The organism is Microbacterium sp. STN6, assembly GCF_026410545.1.
Classification (GTDB): domain Bacteria; phylum Actinomycetota; class Actinomycetes; order Actinomycetales; family Microbacteriaceae; genus Root112D2.
Map to the genome: position 1 here is coordinate 311,570 of NZ_JAPMIT010000002.1, position 14,119 is coordinate 325,688.

Annotated in this window: 16 protein-coding genes; 13 read left to right on the forward strand and 3 right to left on the reverse strand. The window is 68.6% G+C overall.

Annotation, left to right across the window (positions count from 1 at the left end):
• Nucleotides 1-107 precede the first annotated feature (107 nt).
• The 8 genes from OSC27_RS06855 to OSC27_RS06890 are packed head-to-tail and all read left to right on the forward strand — an operon-like array spanning nucleotide 108 to nucleotide 5,609.
• Entirely contained in the window at nucleotides 108-1,031 is a 924-nt protein-coding gene (locus OSC27_RS06855; protein WP_267180702.1) for a LysR family transcriptional regulator, read from the forward strand.
• Between the two features lie 39 nt (nucleotides 1,032-1,070).
• A complete protein-coding gene (locus OSC27_RS06860) occupies nucleotides 1,071-2,303 on the forward strand; it encodes a CpaF family protein (RefSeq protein ID WP_416348828.1) in 1,233 nt (410 codons plus the stop codon).
• On the forward strand, nucleotides 2,300-3,169 hold the full coding sequence (locus OSC27_RS06865; RefSeq protein ID WP_267180703.1) for a type II secretion system F family protein: 870 nt from the start codon (nucleotides 2,300-2,302) through the stop codon (nucleotides 3,167-3,169). Before OSC27_RS06860 ends, OSC27_RS06865 begins: the two co-directional genes overlap by 4 nt.
• On the forward strand, nucleotides 3,166-4,104 hold the full coding sequence (locus OSC27_RS06870; RefSeq protein ID WP_267180704.1) for a type II secretion system F family protein: 939 nt from the start codon (nucleotides 3,166-3,168) through the stop codon (nucleotides 4,102-4,104). The genes OSC27_RS06865 and OSC27_RS06870 overlap by 4 nt, the downstream gene beginning before the upstream one ends.
• Before the next feature lie 45 nt (nucleotides 4,105-4,149).
• Nucleotides 4,150-4,317 carry a hypothetical protein gene (locus OSC27_RS06875; RefSeq protein WP_267180705.1) on the forward strand — a complete coding sequence of 56 codons (168 nt, stop codon included), beginning with the start codon at nucleotides 4,150-4,152 and terminating at the stop codon, nucleotides 4,315-4,317.
• A 17-nt stretch (nucleotides 4,318-4,334) separates the two neighbouring features.
• Complete coding sequence (locus OSC27_RS06880) at nucleotides 4,335-4,748, forward strand: TadE/TadG family type IV pilus assembly protein (protein ID WP_267180706.1); 414 nt, start codon at nucleotides 4,335-4,337, stop codon at nucleotides 4,746-4,748.
• Nucleotides 4,708-5,169: a hypothetical protein gene (locus OSC27_RS06885; RefSeq protein ID WP_267180707.1), complete on the forward strand. Its 462-nt coding sequence runs from the start codon at nucleotides 4,708-4,710 to the stop codon at nucleotides 5,167-5,169. Before OSC27_RS06880 ends, OSC27_RS06885 begins: the two co-directional genes overlap by 41 nt.
• 38 nt (nucleotides 5,170-5,207) lie before the next feature.
• The gene (locus tag OSC27_RS06890; protein ID WP_267180708.1) at nucleotides 5,208-5,609 is read left to right on the forward strand and encodes a pilus assembly protein TadG-related protein; all 402 of its coding nucleotides are present in this window, start codon (nucleotides 5,208-5,210) and stop codon (nucleotides 5,607-5,609) included.
• Between the two features lie 49 nt (nucleotides 5,610-5,658).
• Here the strand turns inward: OSC27_RS06890 and OSC27_RS06895 are convergent, their stop codons facing one another.
• Nucleotides 5,659-6,906: an MFS transporter gene (locus tag OSC27_RS06895; protein WP_267180709.1), complete on the reverse strand. Its 1,248-nt coding sequence runs from the start codon at nucleotides 6,904-6,906 to the stop codon at nucleotides 5,659-5,661.
• A 165-nt stretch (nucleotides 6,907-7,071) separates the two neighbouring features.
• Here OSC27_RS06895 and prfB point away from each other — a divergent pair, with 165 nt between their 5' ends.
• From prfB to OSC27_RS06920, 5 genes are all read left to right on the forward strand, one after another.
• Nucleotides 7,072-8,184, forward strand: a complete 1,113-nt coding sequence (gene prfB, locus OSC27_RS06900; RefSeq protein WP_267180710.1) for a peptide chain release factor 2 — start codon at nucleotides 7,072-7,074, stop codon at nucleotides 8,182-8,184.
• Between the two features lie 70 nt (nucleotides 8,185-8,254).
• Nucleotides 8,255-9,307, forward strand: a complete 1,053-nt coding sequence (gene ftsE, locus OSC27_RS06905; protein WP_267180711.1) for a cell division ATP-binding protein FtsE — start codon at nucleotides 8,255-8,257, stop codon at nucleotides 9,305-9,307.
• Nucleotides 9,304-10,209, forward strand: coding sequence for a permease-like cell division protein FtsX (ftsX, locus tag OSC27_RS06910; protein ID WP_267180712.1), 906 nt, complete (start codon nucleotides 9,304-9,306; stop codon nucleotides 10,207-10,209). The genes ftsE and ftsX overlap by 4 nt, the downstream gene beginning before the upstream one ends.
• A gap of 122 nt (nucleotides 10,210-10,331) precedes the next feature.
• Complete coding sequence (smpB, locus tag OSC27_RS06915) at nucleotides 10,332-10,808, forward strand: SsrA-binding protein SmpB (RefSeq protein ID WP_267180713.1); 477 nt, start codon at nucleotides 10,332-10,334, stop codon at nucleotides 10,806-10,808.
• A gap of 4 nt (nucleotides 10,809-10,812) precedes the next feature.
• A complete protein-coding gene (locus OSC27_RS06920) occupies nucleotides 10,813-11,550 on the forward strand; it encodes a tyrosine-protein phosphatase (RefSeq protein ID WP_267180714.1) in 738 nt (245 codons plus the stop codon).
• A gap of 132 nt (nucleotides 11,551-11,682) precedes the next feature.
• On the opposite strand, the gene OSC27_RS06925 is transcribed toward OSC27_RS06920, so the two are convergent.
• Entirely contained in the window at nucleotides 11,683-12,378 is a 696-nt protein-coding gene (locus OSC27_RS06925) for a response regulator (RefSeq protein ID WP_267180715.1), read from the reverse strand.
• Nucleotides 12,375-14,033: an ATP-binding protein gene (locus OSC27_RS06930; protein WP_267180716.1), complete on the reverse strand. Its 1,659-nt coding sequence runs from the start codon at nucleotides 14,031-14,033 to the stop codon at nucleotides 12,375-12,377. The genes OSC27_RS06925 and OSC27_RS06930 overlap by 4 nt, the downstream gene beginning before the upstream one ends.
• Nucleotides 14,034-14,119: the final 86 nt, after the last annotated feature.

Sequence of the window (14,119 nt, forward strand, 5' to 3'; positions counted from 1 at the left end):
CCCGGCGCGATGTTGGGAGGCCACAAGCGCGGCTTGTATCCTCGAAGGGTGATTTCTCGCCGTGAGTGCCGTCGCGCACCTCGCCCCATGCGTCATCGAGGCCGCGCGTGCTGAGCACCCGCATGCCCGACCTGTACGCGCTGCAAATGCTGAGCGCAGTGCACCGGCTGGGCAGCCTCTCGGCTGCCGCGCGCGAGCTCGGCGTCTCCCAGCAGGCGGTCTCCGCACGCATGCGCGCGCTCGAGGGGCTGGCCGGCGTCGACCTGCTGACGCGCTCGCCGCGCGGCGCCCGCCTCACCGCCACCGGCGCACTCGTGGCCGACTGGGCGAACGATCTACTCGCCGCGGCCGAGCGCCTCGACGCCGGCGTTGCCTCGCTTCGCACCGACACCGCGCGCCGCCTGCGCGTCGTCGCCAGCCAGACTGTCGCCGAGCACCTGCTCCCACCGTGGCTCGTGACGCTGCGCCGCGACGAAGAGGGTGTCGGCCGTGCCCCGACCGCCGTCGAACTGAGCGTCGCCAACAGCGCCGACGCATCCGAGCGGGTGCGCAGCGGCGCCGCCGACCTCGGCTTCATCGAGAGCCCGAACCTGCCGGGCGACCTCGCGCAGCGGGTGGTCGGCCGCGACGAACTGGCGGTGGTCGTGGCTCCCGGCCATCCGTGGGCCTCGCGCTCGGTACCGTTGACGCCACGCGAGCTGGCCGCGACCCCGCTCGTGACGCGCGAGGTCGGCAGCGGAACACGTGACGCGCTCGAGGGCGAGCTTGCGCGCATCGTGCCGGATGCTCCTGCCGCAGCCCCCGCGGTCGAGCTCGCGACGAGCGCGGCGGTGCGTTCCGCGATCGCGGGCGGCATCGCGCCGGGAGCGCTCAGCGCGCTCGCGGTGCGCGACGATGTGCAACTCGGCCGGCTCGTGCGCGTGGCGGTGGAGGGGCTGGTGCTCGACCGCCCGATCACCGCCATCTGGCGCCGGGCGAGGCCTCCGGTCGCGGCGGCGCGGGAACTGCTCGCCATCGCCTCCTGTGGATAACTTGCGCGCGGCATCCGCGTTTTCCTCCATCATGCTGGGGTGACCGACGCCGTACGACTCATCACCGACCGCGTGCGCTCCCGGGTGCGCGGCGATGGGGTCGACGGGGCGGATGCAGGGCTGCGCGCGGGCGATTACGTGCGTGACGAGTTGCGCCGCTACAGTGAGCGCGCCCTGGCGGGCACCCTGCCGCCCATCGACGACGAGGAGCAGGCGGCGCGCGACATCGTGGCGTCACTCACCGGCTTCGGCGCGCTCCAGCAGTACCTCGACGACCCGGACGTCGAGGAGATCTGGATCAACGCGCCGAGCCGGGTCTTCATCGCGAAGGCCGGTATCTCTGAGCTGACGCCCACCGTGCTCACCGACGCCGAAGTGCGCGACCTCGTCGAGCGCATGCTGCAGTCCTCGGGCCGCCGGGTCGACCTGTCTTCGCCGTTCGTGGATGCCTCGCTTCCCGACGGCTCGCGGCTGCACGTGGTCATTCCCGACATCACGCAGCGGCACTGGTCGGTGAACATCCGCAAGTTCACGCGGCGCATCCGTGAACTGAACCAGCTCGTGGCGCTCGGCTCCATGCCGCAGCAGGCCGCCGAGTTCCTACGCATGTCCGTTCTTGCCGGGCAGAACATCCTCGTCTCCGGCGCCACGCAGAGCGGCAAGACCACCATGCTGAACGCCCTGCTCGCGTCAGCGCGACCGCGTGACCGCATCGTCACCGTCGAGGAGACCTTCGAGCTCGACATCGCCGCGCCCGACGTCGTTGCCATGCAGTGCCGCCAACCCAGCCTCGAGGGCACGGGCGAGATCACGCTGCGGCGCCTCATCAAAGAGGCCATGCGGATGCGCCCCGACCGGCTCGTGGTCGGCGAGGTGCGCGAGGCCGAGAGCCTCGACCTGCTTATCGCGCTCAACGCCGGTCTGCCCGGCATGTGCAGCATCCACGCGAACACCGCACGTGACGCCCTCGCCAAGCTCGCGACGTTGCCGCTGCTCGCCGGGCGCAACATCGATTCGGCCTTCGTCGTGCCCACGGTCGCCGGCTGCATCGACATCGTCGTGCACTGCGAGATGGACCGCCGCGGCACCCGGCGCATCGCCGAGATTCTCGCGCCGAGCGGCAACGTCTCCGGGCAGGTGATCGAGGCGAGCCCGATCTTCGTCACTCGTGACGGCGTGCTTCGGGCCACGGGAAGCCACCCGACGAAGACGGCCAAGTTCGCGGCCGCCGGGCTCGACCCGGCCATCGTGCTGCGACAGGAGCGCGCATGAGCCTCATCCTGGCCTGCCTGTGCGCGGCGGGCGTTCTGCTCGCTGTTTCGCCTCTGCTGTGGCCGACCTCCGGGCGCGCGCCGCGTGCTGCGCGGGGCGGTGGCGCGCTCGACGGCCTGCGCCTGCGCCTCGCCCTCGCCGGCATGCCCGGTGTTCCCGTCTCCGCGTTCATCGCGGTCTCGGGCATCGTTGGTCTCACGTTCGGTGCGCTCGCGCAGGCCGCGCTCGGCGTCGTGGCGCTCGCGGCCGCTGTCACCGTTGTCGGCGCGGTGCTGCCGACCCTCGTCGTGAGCATGCGGGCTTCAGCCCGGCGGCGGGCGAACAGGGCCGTGTGGCCGGATGCCGTGGACCAGCTGGTCGCCTCGGTGCGCTCCGGTCTCGCGCTTCCCGACAGCCTGGCCACCCTCGCGCACGTTGGTCCGCCGGCCACACGGCCCGCGTTCACCGCCTTCGAACGCGACTACCGGGTCACCGGTAACTTCCAGCGCAGTGTCGACACCGTGAAGGAGCGCCTTGCCGACCCGGTTGCGGATCGCATCCTTGAGACTCTGCGAATGGCGAGGGAGGTGGGCGGAACCGACCTGACCAGGGTGCTGCGTGCACTGGCAGCGTCGCTGCGTGAGGAGTCCGCCATCCGCTCGGAGGTCGCGGCGCGGCAGTCGTGGGTGACGAACGCGGCCAGGCTGGGCGTCGCCGCACCCTGGCTCGTGCTGTTGCTGCTCGCCACCCGCCCCGAAGCCGCCCAGGCCTACAACTCGCCGACCGGCGTGACGGTGGTCGTGGCCGGGCTCGTCGTCTCGGTCATCGCGTACCGCCTCATTCGTCGCCTCGGTCGGCTGCCCGAAGAGAAGCGCTGGTTCCGATGAGCCAGGCCGAGGCGTGGGGAGTGGTCTGCGGGCTCGCGATGGGGCTGGGCCTGTGGGCCGTCGTCGGCGCGCTGCCTCGCTTCAGCCGGCCGCGCCTTGCCGACAGGGTCGCGCCGTACATCGTCGACGTCTCCGACGCGGCAGTTGCCCGCCTCGCCCGGACTCGGGCTGAACCGTTGCCGGTGATCGGCGGCCTGCTCGGGCCGTTGGCGACGACGCTTCGACGGGCGGTCTCCGACCTCGTCGGGGGCAACGAATCCATTCAGCGGCGCCTGAGGCAGGCGGGTCTTGAGCGCACGGTAGACCAGTTCCGGGGCCGTCAACTGCTGTGGGCGGTCGGCGGGCTGGGTGCCGGGATCCTCGCCGTCGTCGCGGTCGGCGCGGTGCGGGTGCTGCCGCCTCTTGTGCAGGTCGCCGTGCCGCTCGTCGCTGCCCTCTGCGCGTTCATTCTGGCCGACTGGCTGCTGAAGCGAGCAGCGGTTCGCCGGGTGGCGCGCCTCGCTGAGGAGTTCCCGACGGTGGTCGAGTTCCTGTCGCTGTGCCTGGCGGCGGGTGAGGGCATTCTCGACGCCGTAGCACGGGTGAGCCGGGCGAGCTCGGGCGAGCTGACTCGCGAGCTCGGCGCCGTGGTCCGCGAGGTGCGAACCGGCGTTCCGCTCGCCAACGCGCTGCGCTCGCTGGCCGACCGTGCCGGGCTGCCCATGCTGACCCGATTCGTCGAGGCCGTCGTCGCCGCACTCGATCACGGGTCCCCGCTCGCCGAGGTGCTGCGTGCGCAGGCTCAGGATTCGCGGGAGGACGCGAAGAGGCAGCTTCTCGAGCTCGCTGGCCGCAAGGAGGTCGCCATGATGGTGCCTCTCGTGTTCCTGATCCTCCCGGTGACCGTGCTCTTTGCCATCTACCCCGGCATCTTCGTTCTGCAGTCGGGGCTGTGACCCCGCCACGCACTCATCACTGTCCACAACGCAAAGGAGAAACACATGCTCGTACGGATGCGTCGCGCCCTGCGCGACGAGCGCGGTGACGTTCCCGGCTGGGTGCTGATCACTCTCATGACCGCGGGACTCGTGATCATCATCTGGGGCCTCGCCGGGCCCGCGCTCAGCCAGGTCTTCCAGCAGGCCATCGACCGCGTCATTGCGTTCTGACCCGGGTGGTGCCAGAGGTGAGGGCGCTGTGGCGCCATCTTCGTCAACAGAACGGCTCGGCGCCGGCCGAGTTCGTCATGGTCGGCGCGCTCCTCACCGTTCTCACTCTCTCTGTGCTGCAGCTCGCGCTTGCCCTGCACGTGCGAAACACCGTGCTTGACGCCGCGGCGGAGGGCGCGCGGTACGCCGCGCTTGCCGACAACTCACTCGAGGAGGGCCGAGAACGCACAGCCGACCTCATCAGCACCGCGCTCAGCCCGGCATATGCCGGCGACATCCGCGCCTCCACGGGTTCCTATCTGGGGCAGAGCGCCATTGAGATCACGGTGCGGGCGCCCCTGCCTCTCATCGGTTTGCTCGGAATCAGCGATGGTTTGGAGGTGACCGGGCATGCGGCACGAGAGACGCTGGGCGAGGTGGCGGGCGGATGACGGCTCCGCCTCGCTCGAGTTCATCTCACTCGGGGTTCTCCTGCTCGTGCCGATGGTCTACCTGGTTCTGGCCATCGCCGCGGTCCAGGCCGGCGCCCTCGCCGTGGAGGGTGCCGCACGACAGGCAGCGCGCGTGTATGTGCAGGCTCCGACGCAGGCCGACGCCGAGCAGCGTGCGGCCCGAGCGATCGAGTTCGCCCTCGCCGACTACGGCCTGGACGAGTCGGCCGCTCGCGTCGACATCCGCTGTTCGCCTGACCCTGCCCGGTGCCTCGAGCGCAATGCGACCGTGACGGTCACCGTGCGCGCCCGGGTGGCCCTCCCACTCGTTCCTGCCGTGCTCGATCTGGACACGGCCGCAAGCGTGCCGGTCGAGGCGACGGCCGCCGAACGCGTCTCTCGCTTCCGGGTCGCTCCATGAGAATGCGACGACGATGGGCGGATGACGAGGGCTCGACCATGCCCCTGATCATCTTCTTCGCCGCGCTCTGCCTCGTGGTGATCCTGCTCGTCACGGCCGCCACGTCGCTGTACCTCGAGCGCAAGCGGCTTTACACCCTCGCGGATGGTGCGGCGCTCGCCGCAGCGGAGTCCTTCGACCTTTCCGACGTCACGGTGACGGATGCGCGCCTGCACGCCGAGCTCACCGACGACGGCGTGCGCGACGCCGTCCGCGCCTACCTGCACGACAACCCCATCGGCCACTTCGACGATCTGGCCGTGGCCGGCGCGGGAACCGACGACGGCCAGAGCGCGAGCGTCACGCTCGGCGCCTCCTGGAAGCCGCCGGTCGTCTCACTGCTCGTACCAGACGGCATTCGCCTCGAGGTGACCTCACGCGCGAGATCGGTCTTCTGGTGAGCGTGAGTTGCTTCAGGCAAACGTGGCTGGCTCGGCGCGGCACAGATCGTTAGCGCCGGCTCGGGATATACCGCGGGATCCAGCGCACGAGCAGGCCCGCGCCGATGAGGCCGAGCACGCCCATGCCGACCGAGGCGAAGCCCAGCGAGAGAACCGCCGTGACACCCGAGACCGCCAGCGGTGCGGCGGCCTGACCGGCATCGCCGGTGAATCGCCAGGCCCCGAGGAACGGCGCGGGGGAACCAGGCGGTGCCAGGTCCGCGCCCAGGGTCATGAGGATGCCGCTGCCGATTCCGTTCGCCACCGACATCGCGACCGCCACCGCGATGAAGAACGGCTCGGTCGTGACGAACGCGAGCGCGATGTGCGCGAGGCCGAGGCCGATCATCGACGGGATGGCCGACCACATGCGGCCGTAGCGGTCCATGATCTGGCCCGAGACGTAGAAGAGGGCGAAGTCCACCGCGCCCGCAATGCCGATGATGAAGGCGGTGTTCGCGTCGCTGAGGCCGATCGCGACGGCATACAACGGCAGGATCACGGTACGAGACGACCGCAGCCCGCCGATCAGCGCGGCACCGACGCCCATGCGGCTGAGCACCTCGCGGTGGGCCACGATCGTGCGGAACAGGCCGTCGGTGCGCTGCTTCGCCTCGAGTCTGCCGACATCCGCTGGCTGGGTTCTTTGCCCCGCTACGCTCGCGCGCTGCCTCGCGACCGTTGCGCTCGGGTCGGGCACGATGATGAGCACCACGGCTGCAAGCACGCACGCCGCGATGTGCACCCAGAACACGGCATGCGTGTCGCCGAAGAGAGAGATGACCCCCGCGCTGATGAACGGGCCGACGAACCAGCCGCCGCGGAACACCCCGCCGAGCGTGCTCAGCGCCCGCGCCCGGTACTTCAGCGGCACGTAGCCGGTCATGAACGCGTGCCGGGCGAGCGCGAAGACCGCCGTGGCGATGCCGATCAGGAACACGCCGATCGTGAGCGCCCACGTCGTCGGCGACGCGACGCAGATGCCCAGGCCGATGATGCACAGGAACGACGCCCAGATCATGGCGTTGCGCTCGCCGACCCGCGCGACGACCCAGCCGCTCGGAATGTCGCCGAGCAGCTCGCCGACCATGATCATGCCGCCGATGAATCCGGCAAGCGCCAGGCCCGCCCCGAGATTACTCGCGACGATCGGGATGATGGGAATGATCGCGCCCTCGCCGATGGAGAAGATGAGCGTCGGCACGAACGCGGCAAGGGCAACGGCGCGGATGCTGAAGGGTTGCTCTTCGCTCGACATGGCGACCTCCAGCCTAAGCGACCCGGGGGTTTCGAGACGCCGGCTTCGCCGGCTCCGGGGGTTTCGAGACGCCGGCTTCGCCGGCTCCTCAACCCGCCGGCTTCGCCGGCTCCGGGGCCCTCCGGCTGATGCCAGCTCCGCGGCGCCCGGTAGGCTGGCAGCGACATGGTTGAACTTGATATCGCGGCCCAGATCGCCGACTTGCGCACGACTTTCGCCGACATCCGCTCGGTTGTCGATGTCGACCGGCTGAGAGCCGACATCGCCCGCCTCAGCGAGGAGGCCGGCGTGCCCGATCTCTGGGACGACACGGAGCGCGCGCAGAAGGTGACGAGCGAACTCAGCCACCGCCAGAGCGAGCTGGCGCGCATCACCGCCATCGAGCGGCGCCTCGACGACCTCGAGGTGCTCGTCGAGCTGGCGAATTCCGAGAACGACGACGAGTCGGCACAGGAGGCGCGCGGCGAACTCGCCGGGCTGCAGAAGTCCATCGGCGAGCTCGAGGTCACGACACTGCTGAACCGCGAGTACGACGAGCTTCCCGCCGTCGTCACGATCCGCGCCGGCGCCGGGGGAGTGGATGCGGCCGACTTCGCCGACATGCTGCTGCGCATGTACCTGCGCTGGGCGGAGCAGCACGGCTACTCGACGACGGTCATGGATACGAGCTACGCCGAGGAGGCCGGCATCAAGTCGGCCACGTTCGAGGTCTCCGCTCCGCACGCGTTCGGCACGCTCTCGGTGGAGGCGGGCACGCACCGCCTGGTGCGGATGAGCCCATTCAACTCGGCGGGCAAGCGCCAGACGAGCTTCGCGGCCGTCGAGGTGATCCCGCTGATGCAGGAGACGGGCGAGATCGAGATCCCCGAATCCGACATGCGCGTCGACGTCTTCCGCTCGTCGGGACCGGGCGGGCAGTCGGTCAATACGACCGACTCGGCGGTGCGCATCACGCACATCCCCACCGGCATCGTCGTCTCGATGCAGAACGAGAAGAGCCAGATTCAGAACCGCGCGGCCGCTCTTCGCGTGCTGCAGTCCCGCCTGCTGCTCAAGCAGCGCGAGGAGGACGCCGCGAAGAAGAAGGAGCTGGCCGGCACCATCACGGCGAGTTGGGGTGACCAGATCCGCAGCTACGTGCTCGCGCCGTACCAGATGGTCAAAGACCTGCGCACCGAGCACGAGGTCAACAACCCGCAGGCCGTGTTCGACGGCGACCTCGACGGCTTCATCGCAGCCGGCATCCGCTGGCGCGCGGGCGCGGGCAAGGCGTCGTAGCGCGCGCAAATTCGGCCCTGGCGAGTCGCTGGGCCGTATCCGCTCGAAGTCTGCTTAGGCTGAGCGGGTCATGATCCGGTTCGACAGCGTCTCCAAGAAATACTCGGGCACCACGAGGCCCGCACTCGACGACATCACCCTCGAGGTGTTACGCGGCGAGTTCGTGTTCCTCGTCGGCGCCTCCGGGTCCGGCAAGTCCAGCTGCCTGCGGCTGATCCTCAAGGAGGAGAAGCCGACGCACGGCACCATTCACGTGCTCGGCCAGGATCTCGGCACCATCTCCAACCGCAAGGTGCCGTACTTCCGGCGCAACCTCGGCGTCGTGTTCCAGGACTTCCGCCTGCTGCGCAACAAGACCGTCTTCGACAACGTGGCGTTCACGCTGCAGGTCATCGGCAAGTCCCGCGGCTTCATTCAGGAGGCAGTGCCCGACGTGCTCGAGATGGTCGGCCTCACCGGCAAGGAGCAGCGCCTTCCGCACGAGCTCTCCGGCGGTGAGCAGCAGCGCGTGGCCATCGCCCGCGCGGTCGTCAACAAGCCGCAGATCCTGCTGGCCGACGAGCCCACCGGCAACCTCGACCCCGCCACGAGCGCGGGCATCATGGCCGTGCTGCAGCGCATCAACGCGGGCGGCACGACCGTGCTCATGGCCACGCACGAGGCCGCCATCGTCGACAAGATGCAGCAGCGCGTCATCGAGCTGACCAACGGGCGCATCGTGCGAGACGAGCGCCACGGCGGCTACACCACGACCATTCCGGTCATCAGAGAAGCGGATGCGGCTGCCGCACCTGCACCCACGGTCGCCCCCGTCCCCGCCGCTGTCCCTCCGGCCCCGGTGCCGCAGCCTGCACCAGAGCCGGCCCCGCGCCGCACCCCGGCGGCGGAGCCCGAGCCGGCGCCCCAGGCCCCGCCCGCACCGCAGCCGGTCTACGCCTCGGCGCCCGCCGCCCCGGTGGACGCGCACTTCGCAACACCGCCGACGCAGCCCGTGTATCGGGCGAGGCAGGCGGCATCCGATGACCTTCGTGGCGAGCTCTCTCTCGCAGAGAAGCTGGGGCTGCGCGCTCCCGACCGCAGAGACGACGACGAGGGCGAGCAGAACGTGGGGCCGGTCAAATGAGGTTCGCACTGATCTGGTCAGAGGCGGCGAACGGACTGCGTCGCAACGTCTCCATGGTGGTCTCGGTCATTCTGGTGACGTTCATCTCGCTCACGTTCGTGGGCGCGGCCATTCTGCTGCAGATGCAGATCGGGCAGATGAAGGGGTACTGGTACGACAAGGCGCAGGTCGCCGTGTACATGTGCACCGCAACCGACAACTGCGAGGGCGGCGAGGCGAATGCCGAACAGATCGCCGCGGTCAAGGGCGAGCTGCAGTCGCCGACGCTGGCGAAGTACATTCAGAAGTACACGTTCGAGAACCACGAGCAGGCGTTCAAGCACTTCAAGCAGCAGTTCAAGGGCAACCCCGTTGCCGAGTCGGTGACGCCGGAGTACCTGAACGAGACGTTCTGGGTGAATCTCAAAGACCCACAGCAGTCGGATGTGCTCACCGAGAGCCTTTCCGGAATGGCGGGTGTGCAGAGCGTCGTCGACCAGCGGAGCTATCTCGAGCCCATCTTCCAGATCCTGAATGTGGCGAGTTACACGGCGATCGGCATCGCGGCGCTCATGCTCGTGGCGGCCGCCATGCTCATCGCGACCACCATTCGGCTCTCCGCGATCTCGCGAAGACGGGAGCTGGGCATCATGCGCCTCGTGGGGGCGTCGAACAGGTTCATTCGAACGCCGTTCATTCTCGAGGGGGTGTTCGCGGCGCTCATCGGGTCGATTCTGGCCGGAGCGGCGGTCGTCGGCATCGTGCAGTTCTTCGTGCACAACTACCTGGCGACGCACATCGGCTCGATCGCGTTCGTCGGCATCGACGCGACCTATGTGGTGGTGCCGGCGCTGCTCGGCATCGGCGTGGTGCTCGCGGCGGTCTCCGCCAATGTGGCGATCAGCCGCTACCTGCGCATCTGAGCCCACGCGGGCCAAGAGCCGCGCAGCGCCGCCTCGAAACCCACCCGCCTCCTCTTCGCTAGACTGATGGGCTGCGCGCGCTCGCGCGCACGCATCCGCTCGAAGACTTACAGGAGTACGCCGTGCCCAAGGAACGTGGTCAGAAGGTCGTGGCCACCAATCGGCGCGCCCGCCACGACTACCTCATCGAGGACACCTATGAGGCCGGCCTGGTGCTCACGGGCACCGAGGTGAAGTCGCTTCGTGCCGGGCGGGCGTCGCTCGTCGATGGCTACGCGTTCGTCGATGCGGGGGAGGCCTGGCTCGATGCGGTGCACATTCCCGAGTACGCCGACGGCACGTGGAACAACCATGCGCCGCGCCGCAAGCGCAAGCTGCTGCTGCACAAGGCGCAGATCCTGAAGATCCACAACAAGGTCAAGCAGGGCGGTTACACGATCGTGCCGCTCTCCATCTACTTCAGCGACGGCCGCGCCAAGGTCGAGCTCGCCGTCGCGAAGGGCAAGAAGGAGTACGACAAGCGGCAGGCGCTGCGCGAGCGACAGGACAAGCGCGAGGCCGACCGGGCGATCTCGACGAAGCAGCGTCTTGGGGAATGAGCGGATGAGCCAGCGTCGCATTCCCGTTCCCGGCACATACAACTTTCGCGACGCCGGCGGGTATCCCGCCGACGGTGGCCTGGTTCGAGAGGGCACGCTATTCCGCTCTGACGGTTTGCACGCGCTCGGGCCAGCCGGGCGGCGGGAGCTCGCGCAGCTCGGCATCCGCACGGTCATCGACCTGCGCGACGACTTCGAGGCACAACTCATGCCGGACGACCTCGGCGATCTCGACGTCGACGTGCGGCGGCTGCCCGTGTTCGAGGGCTCGGGCGCCTCGCAGGAGCCGGGCGTGATCAGCCTGCCCGACCTGTACCGCAAGATCGTGACGGAGCACGCGGCGGTGGTGGCTGAGGCGCTGCGCGATATCGCCGGAAGCGGCGGCGGCGTGCTCGTGCATTGCACGGCGGGCAAGGATCGCACGGGCGTCGTCGTTGCGCTGGCGCTTCTGGCGGTCGGCGTCGACCGTGAGCTCGTGCTCGACGACTACGCGCTCTCAGAGGCGAACCTCGATGGCGAATGGCTCGATGGCATGCTGGCCATGATCGCGGAGCACGGCGTCGAGGCCACACCGGAACTGCGCGTGCTCATGGGCGGTAGCCCGCGAGAGGCGCTCGCGTCGGCGCTTGACCTGATCGACGAAACGTACGGCGGCGTTCGCCGTTATCTGATGGATGCCGGCCTGTCGCTCTCTGGGCTCGCGGAACTCTCGCACGTGCTCGTCACCGCGCACGCCGGTTGAGGAGGCGCGCAGCGCCGCCTTCACGCCGGTTGAGGAGGCGCGCAGCGCCGTCGCCACGCCGGTTGAGGAGGCGCGCAGCGCCGCCTTCACGCCGGTTGAGGAGGCGCGCAGCGCCGTCTCGAAACCCGGCCGCTACAGCGTCGAGCGATACCGGTTCTCCGGCCTCCCCGCCGTTCCATACCTCGGAGACACGGAGGCGAGACCGCAACCCACCAGATGCTCGAGGTAACGCCGGGCACTCACCCGCGACATCCCGACCGTCGTGGCGACTTCGTACGCCGACAGGTCATCGGGGGAGTCTCTCAGCGTGGTGGACACGCGTTCCAGGGTCGCCTTCGACAACCCCTTAGGCAGGGGCGGCGCCATTCGCGGGGCGGGGCTCGCGATGATCTCGTCCACGCTGTGCTGTGTGAGCGGCTGGCCCAGAGAGTTGCGTCGAAGCGCCGCGTGATGCCGCGCCACCTGATCGAGGCGCTCTCGAAGGGCGGCTGCCGTGAATGGCTTCACGAGGTAGTGCCGCACCCCGTTCGCCCGCGCTTCCCGAACGCTGTCGAGGTCTCGTGCGGCCGTCACAGCGATGACCTCGACCGGTTTGCTGTGCTCGAGCCTGAGGCGACTGAGCACCTCGAGGCCTGACATGTCGGGGAGGTAGATGTCGAGAAGCACGACATCGGGGTCGAGCCGTTCGATCTGTGTCAGCGCTGTTGCCCCGTTGTGCGCCTCACCGACGACGACGAAATCCGGGCGGGTGTCAACGAGTTCGTGATGAATGAGCGCCACGCTCACGTCGTCGTCGACGACGAGCACCCTGAGTCGTTCCTGCGTCACGACGGCCTCCGCGCGTGCAGGGCTGAGCGGTCCGCTGCGACGAAGTCTGCGCTGACGAGTCGAACGGTGAACGTTGCGCCGAGATCGGGGTTGTCAGAAACCTCGACTGATCCGCCGTGACGTTCGGCGATGCGTTTGACGAGCGCGAGGCCGATGCCGCGGCCTGTCGCCTGCAGCCCGCTCGGCGCTGGTTTCGAGGAGTAGCCCGGAGCGAAGACCTTCCCACGCAGCGCGCTGGGGATACCAGGACCGTCATCGGTGACGCGGACGAGAATCTCGCGATGTTTGGGGTGAGGTTGTTGCTCGACGATCGAGATCGAGATGTGACCGCCGTGCTGGCACGCTTCGATCGCGTTGTCCAGCAGGTTCCCGATCACGATGAGCAGGTCGTTGCGTAGCGCGTCGGTGACCGGTCCGGCGGCAAGGGGCGAGAGCGTGGATGCCGGATCGATGGAGATGGCGATCCCCAGCTCTTTCGCCTGTGTCTGCTTCACGAGGAGCAGAGCGCTGATCTCGAGATCGGCGATACCGCTGGAACTCGACACGCTCGTGAGAGTGCCGCCGTTGCCGACACGCGCGATGAACGCGACGGCCTCATCGACGTGCCCGAGTTCGAGAAGACCGGAGATCACGTGGAGCTGGTTCGCGAACCCGTGCGCCTGGGCGCGCAGCCCTTCTGCGAGCCCGTGCGCTCCGTCGAGGTCGCGGAGAAGCGCGTGCAACTCGGTGTTGTCGCGAAGAATGGCAATGGTGCCAACAGGCCGGTCTCCGGTTTTCGCGACGTCACGCCTGGCGAGGAGCACGCGTTCACCCGAGAGAATGAAGCTCTGCTCGGCGTCGTCGCTCGCGAGGAACCGGGCCAGCTCTGCATCGAGCACATCGGCCGGTCGCATCCCGACCAGGTCGGCTGGCTGGTCGATCTCAAGCAGTCGGGCCGCCGCGTCGTTGATCAACGCGATGCGACCGTGCTCGTCGACCGCGACGATCCCTTCGCGCACGCCGTGCAGGAGCGCTTCGCGTTCTTCGAGGAGTCCCGCGATCTCCTCGGGCTCGAGTCCGTAGATGCGTTTTCGGATGACGGTGCTGACCCACGCGGCTCCGATGACTCCGAGGATTGCCGCGACGCCTATCGTGATGAAGAGCAGCACGGAGTTGCCCAGGTACTCGCTGCGAAGATCGGCCTCGAGCACGCCGACGGAGACCACACCGATGACGGCATGCTTCGCGCCAAAGATCGGAACTTTGACGCGCCACGAGGTGCCGAGTGTGCCGGTCTGCGTTCCCACGTACATGTGACCGGAAAGCGCAGTGGAGGGGTCGGTGGAGACGTGTTCGCCGATGAGATCGGGATTGGGGTGCGAGTAGCGAATGCCCTTGTCGTTCGCGACGACGATGTAGGTCACGTTCGACGCTTTGCGCACGACCTCGGCAATGGGCTGAATGGTGCTCGCCGGGTCTGGCTTACCGAGGGCGTCGATGATGGACGGCAGAGTAGCCACCGATTGCGCCACCGCGATCATCCGGTCTCGATACGCATTGCGCAGCTGTTGCTCCTGTAGCCAGCTTGCGACGACGCCCGTTCCGATCACGGTGACAAGCACGATCGCCATTTGGAGCAGCAGCAGCTGCGCCCGAAGCGACATCGGCCGGACCATTTCTCCAGTGTGCCGCAGTTGCAGGCTCGAACGGCCCAAAGTGGTGCGCCTCGGCGACGTACATTATGACCAAAAGGCTCGATCGC

What these genes read in the sequence shown, in the direction of transcription:
- OSC27_RS06865 (WP_267180703.1), top strand. Translation starts at nt 2,300, where the DNA reads ATGAGCCTCATCCTGGCCTGCCTGTGCGCGGCGGGCGTTCTGCTCGCT.
- OSC27_RS06870 (WP_267180704.1), top strand. Translation starts at nt 3,166, where the DNA reads ATGAGCCAGGCCGAGGCGTGGGGAGTGGTCTGCGGGCTCGCGATGGGG.
- OSC27_RS06875 (WP_267180705.1), top strand. Translation starts at nt 4,150, where the DNA reads ATGCTCGTACGGATGCGTCGCGCCCTGCGCGACGAGCGCGGTGACGTT.
- OSC27_RS06885 (WP_267180707.1), top strand. Translation starts at nt 4,708, where the DNA reads ATGCGGCACGAGAGACGCTGGGCGAGGTGGCGGGCGGATGACGGCTCC.
- OSC27_RS06890 (WP_267180708.1), top strand. Translation starts at nt 5,208, where the DNA reads ATGCCCCTGATCATCTTCTTCGCCGCGCTCTGCCTCGTGGTGATCCTG.
- OSC27_RS06895 (WP_267180709.1), bottom strand. Translation starts at nt 6,906, where the DNA reads ATGTCGAGCGAAGAGCAACCCTTCAGCATCCGCGCCGTTGCCCTTGCC.
- prfB (WP_267180710.1), top strand. Translation starts at nt 7,072, where the DNA reads ATGGTTGAACTTGATATCGCGGCCCAGATCGCCGACTTGCGCACGACT.
- ftsE (WP_267180711.1), top strand. Translation starts at nt 8,255, where the DNA reads ATGATCCGGTTCGACAGCGTCTCCAAGAAATACTCGGGCACCACGAGG.
- ftsX (WP_267180712.1), top strand. Translation starts at nt 9,304, where the DNA reads ATGAGGTTCGCACTGATCTGGTCAGAGGCGGCGAACGGACTGCGTCGC.
- OSC27_RS06920 (WP_267180714.1), top strand. Translation starts at nt 10,813, where the DNA reads ATGAGCCAGCGTCGCATTCCCGTTCCCGGCACATACAACTTTCGCGAC.
- OSC27_RS06930 (WP_267180716.1), bottom strand. Translation starts at nt 14,033, where the DNA reads ATGGTCCGGCCGATGTCGCTTCGGGCGCAGCTGCTGCTGCTCCAAATG.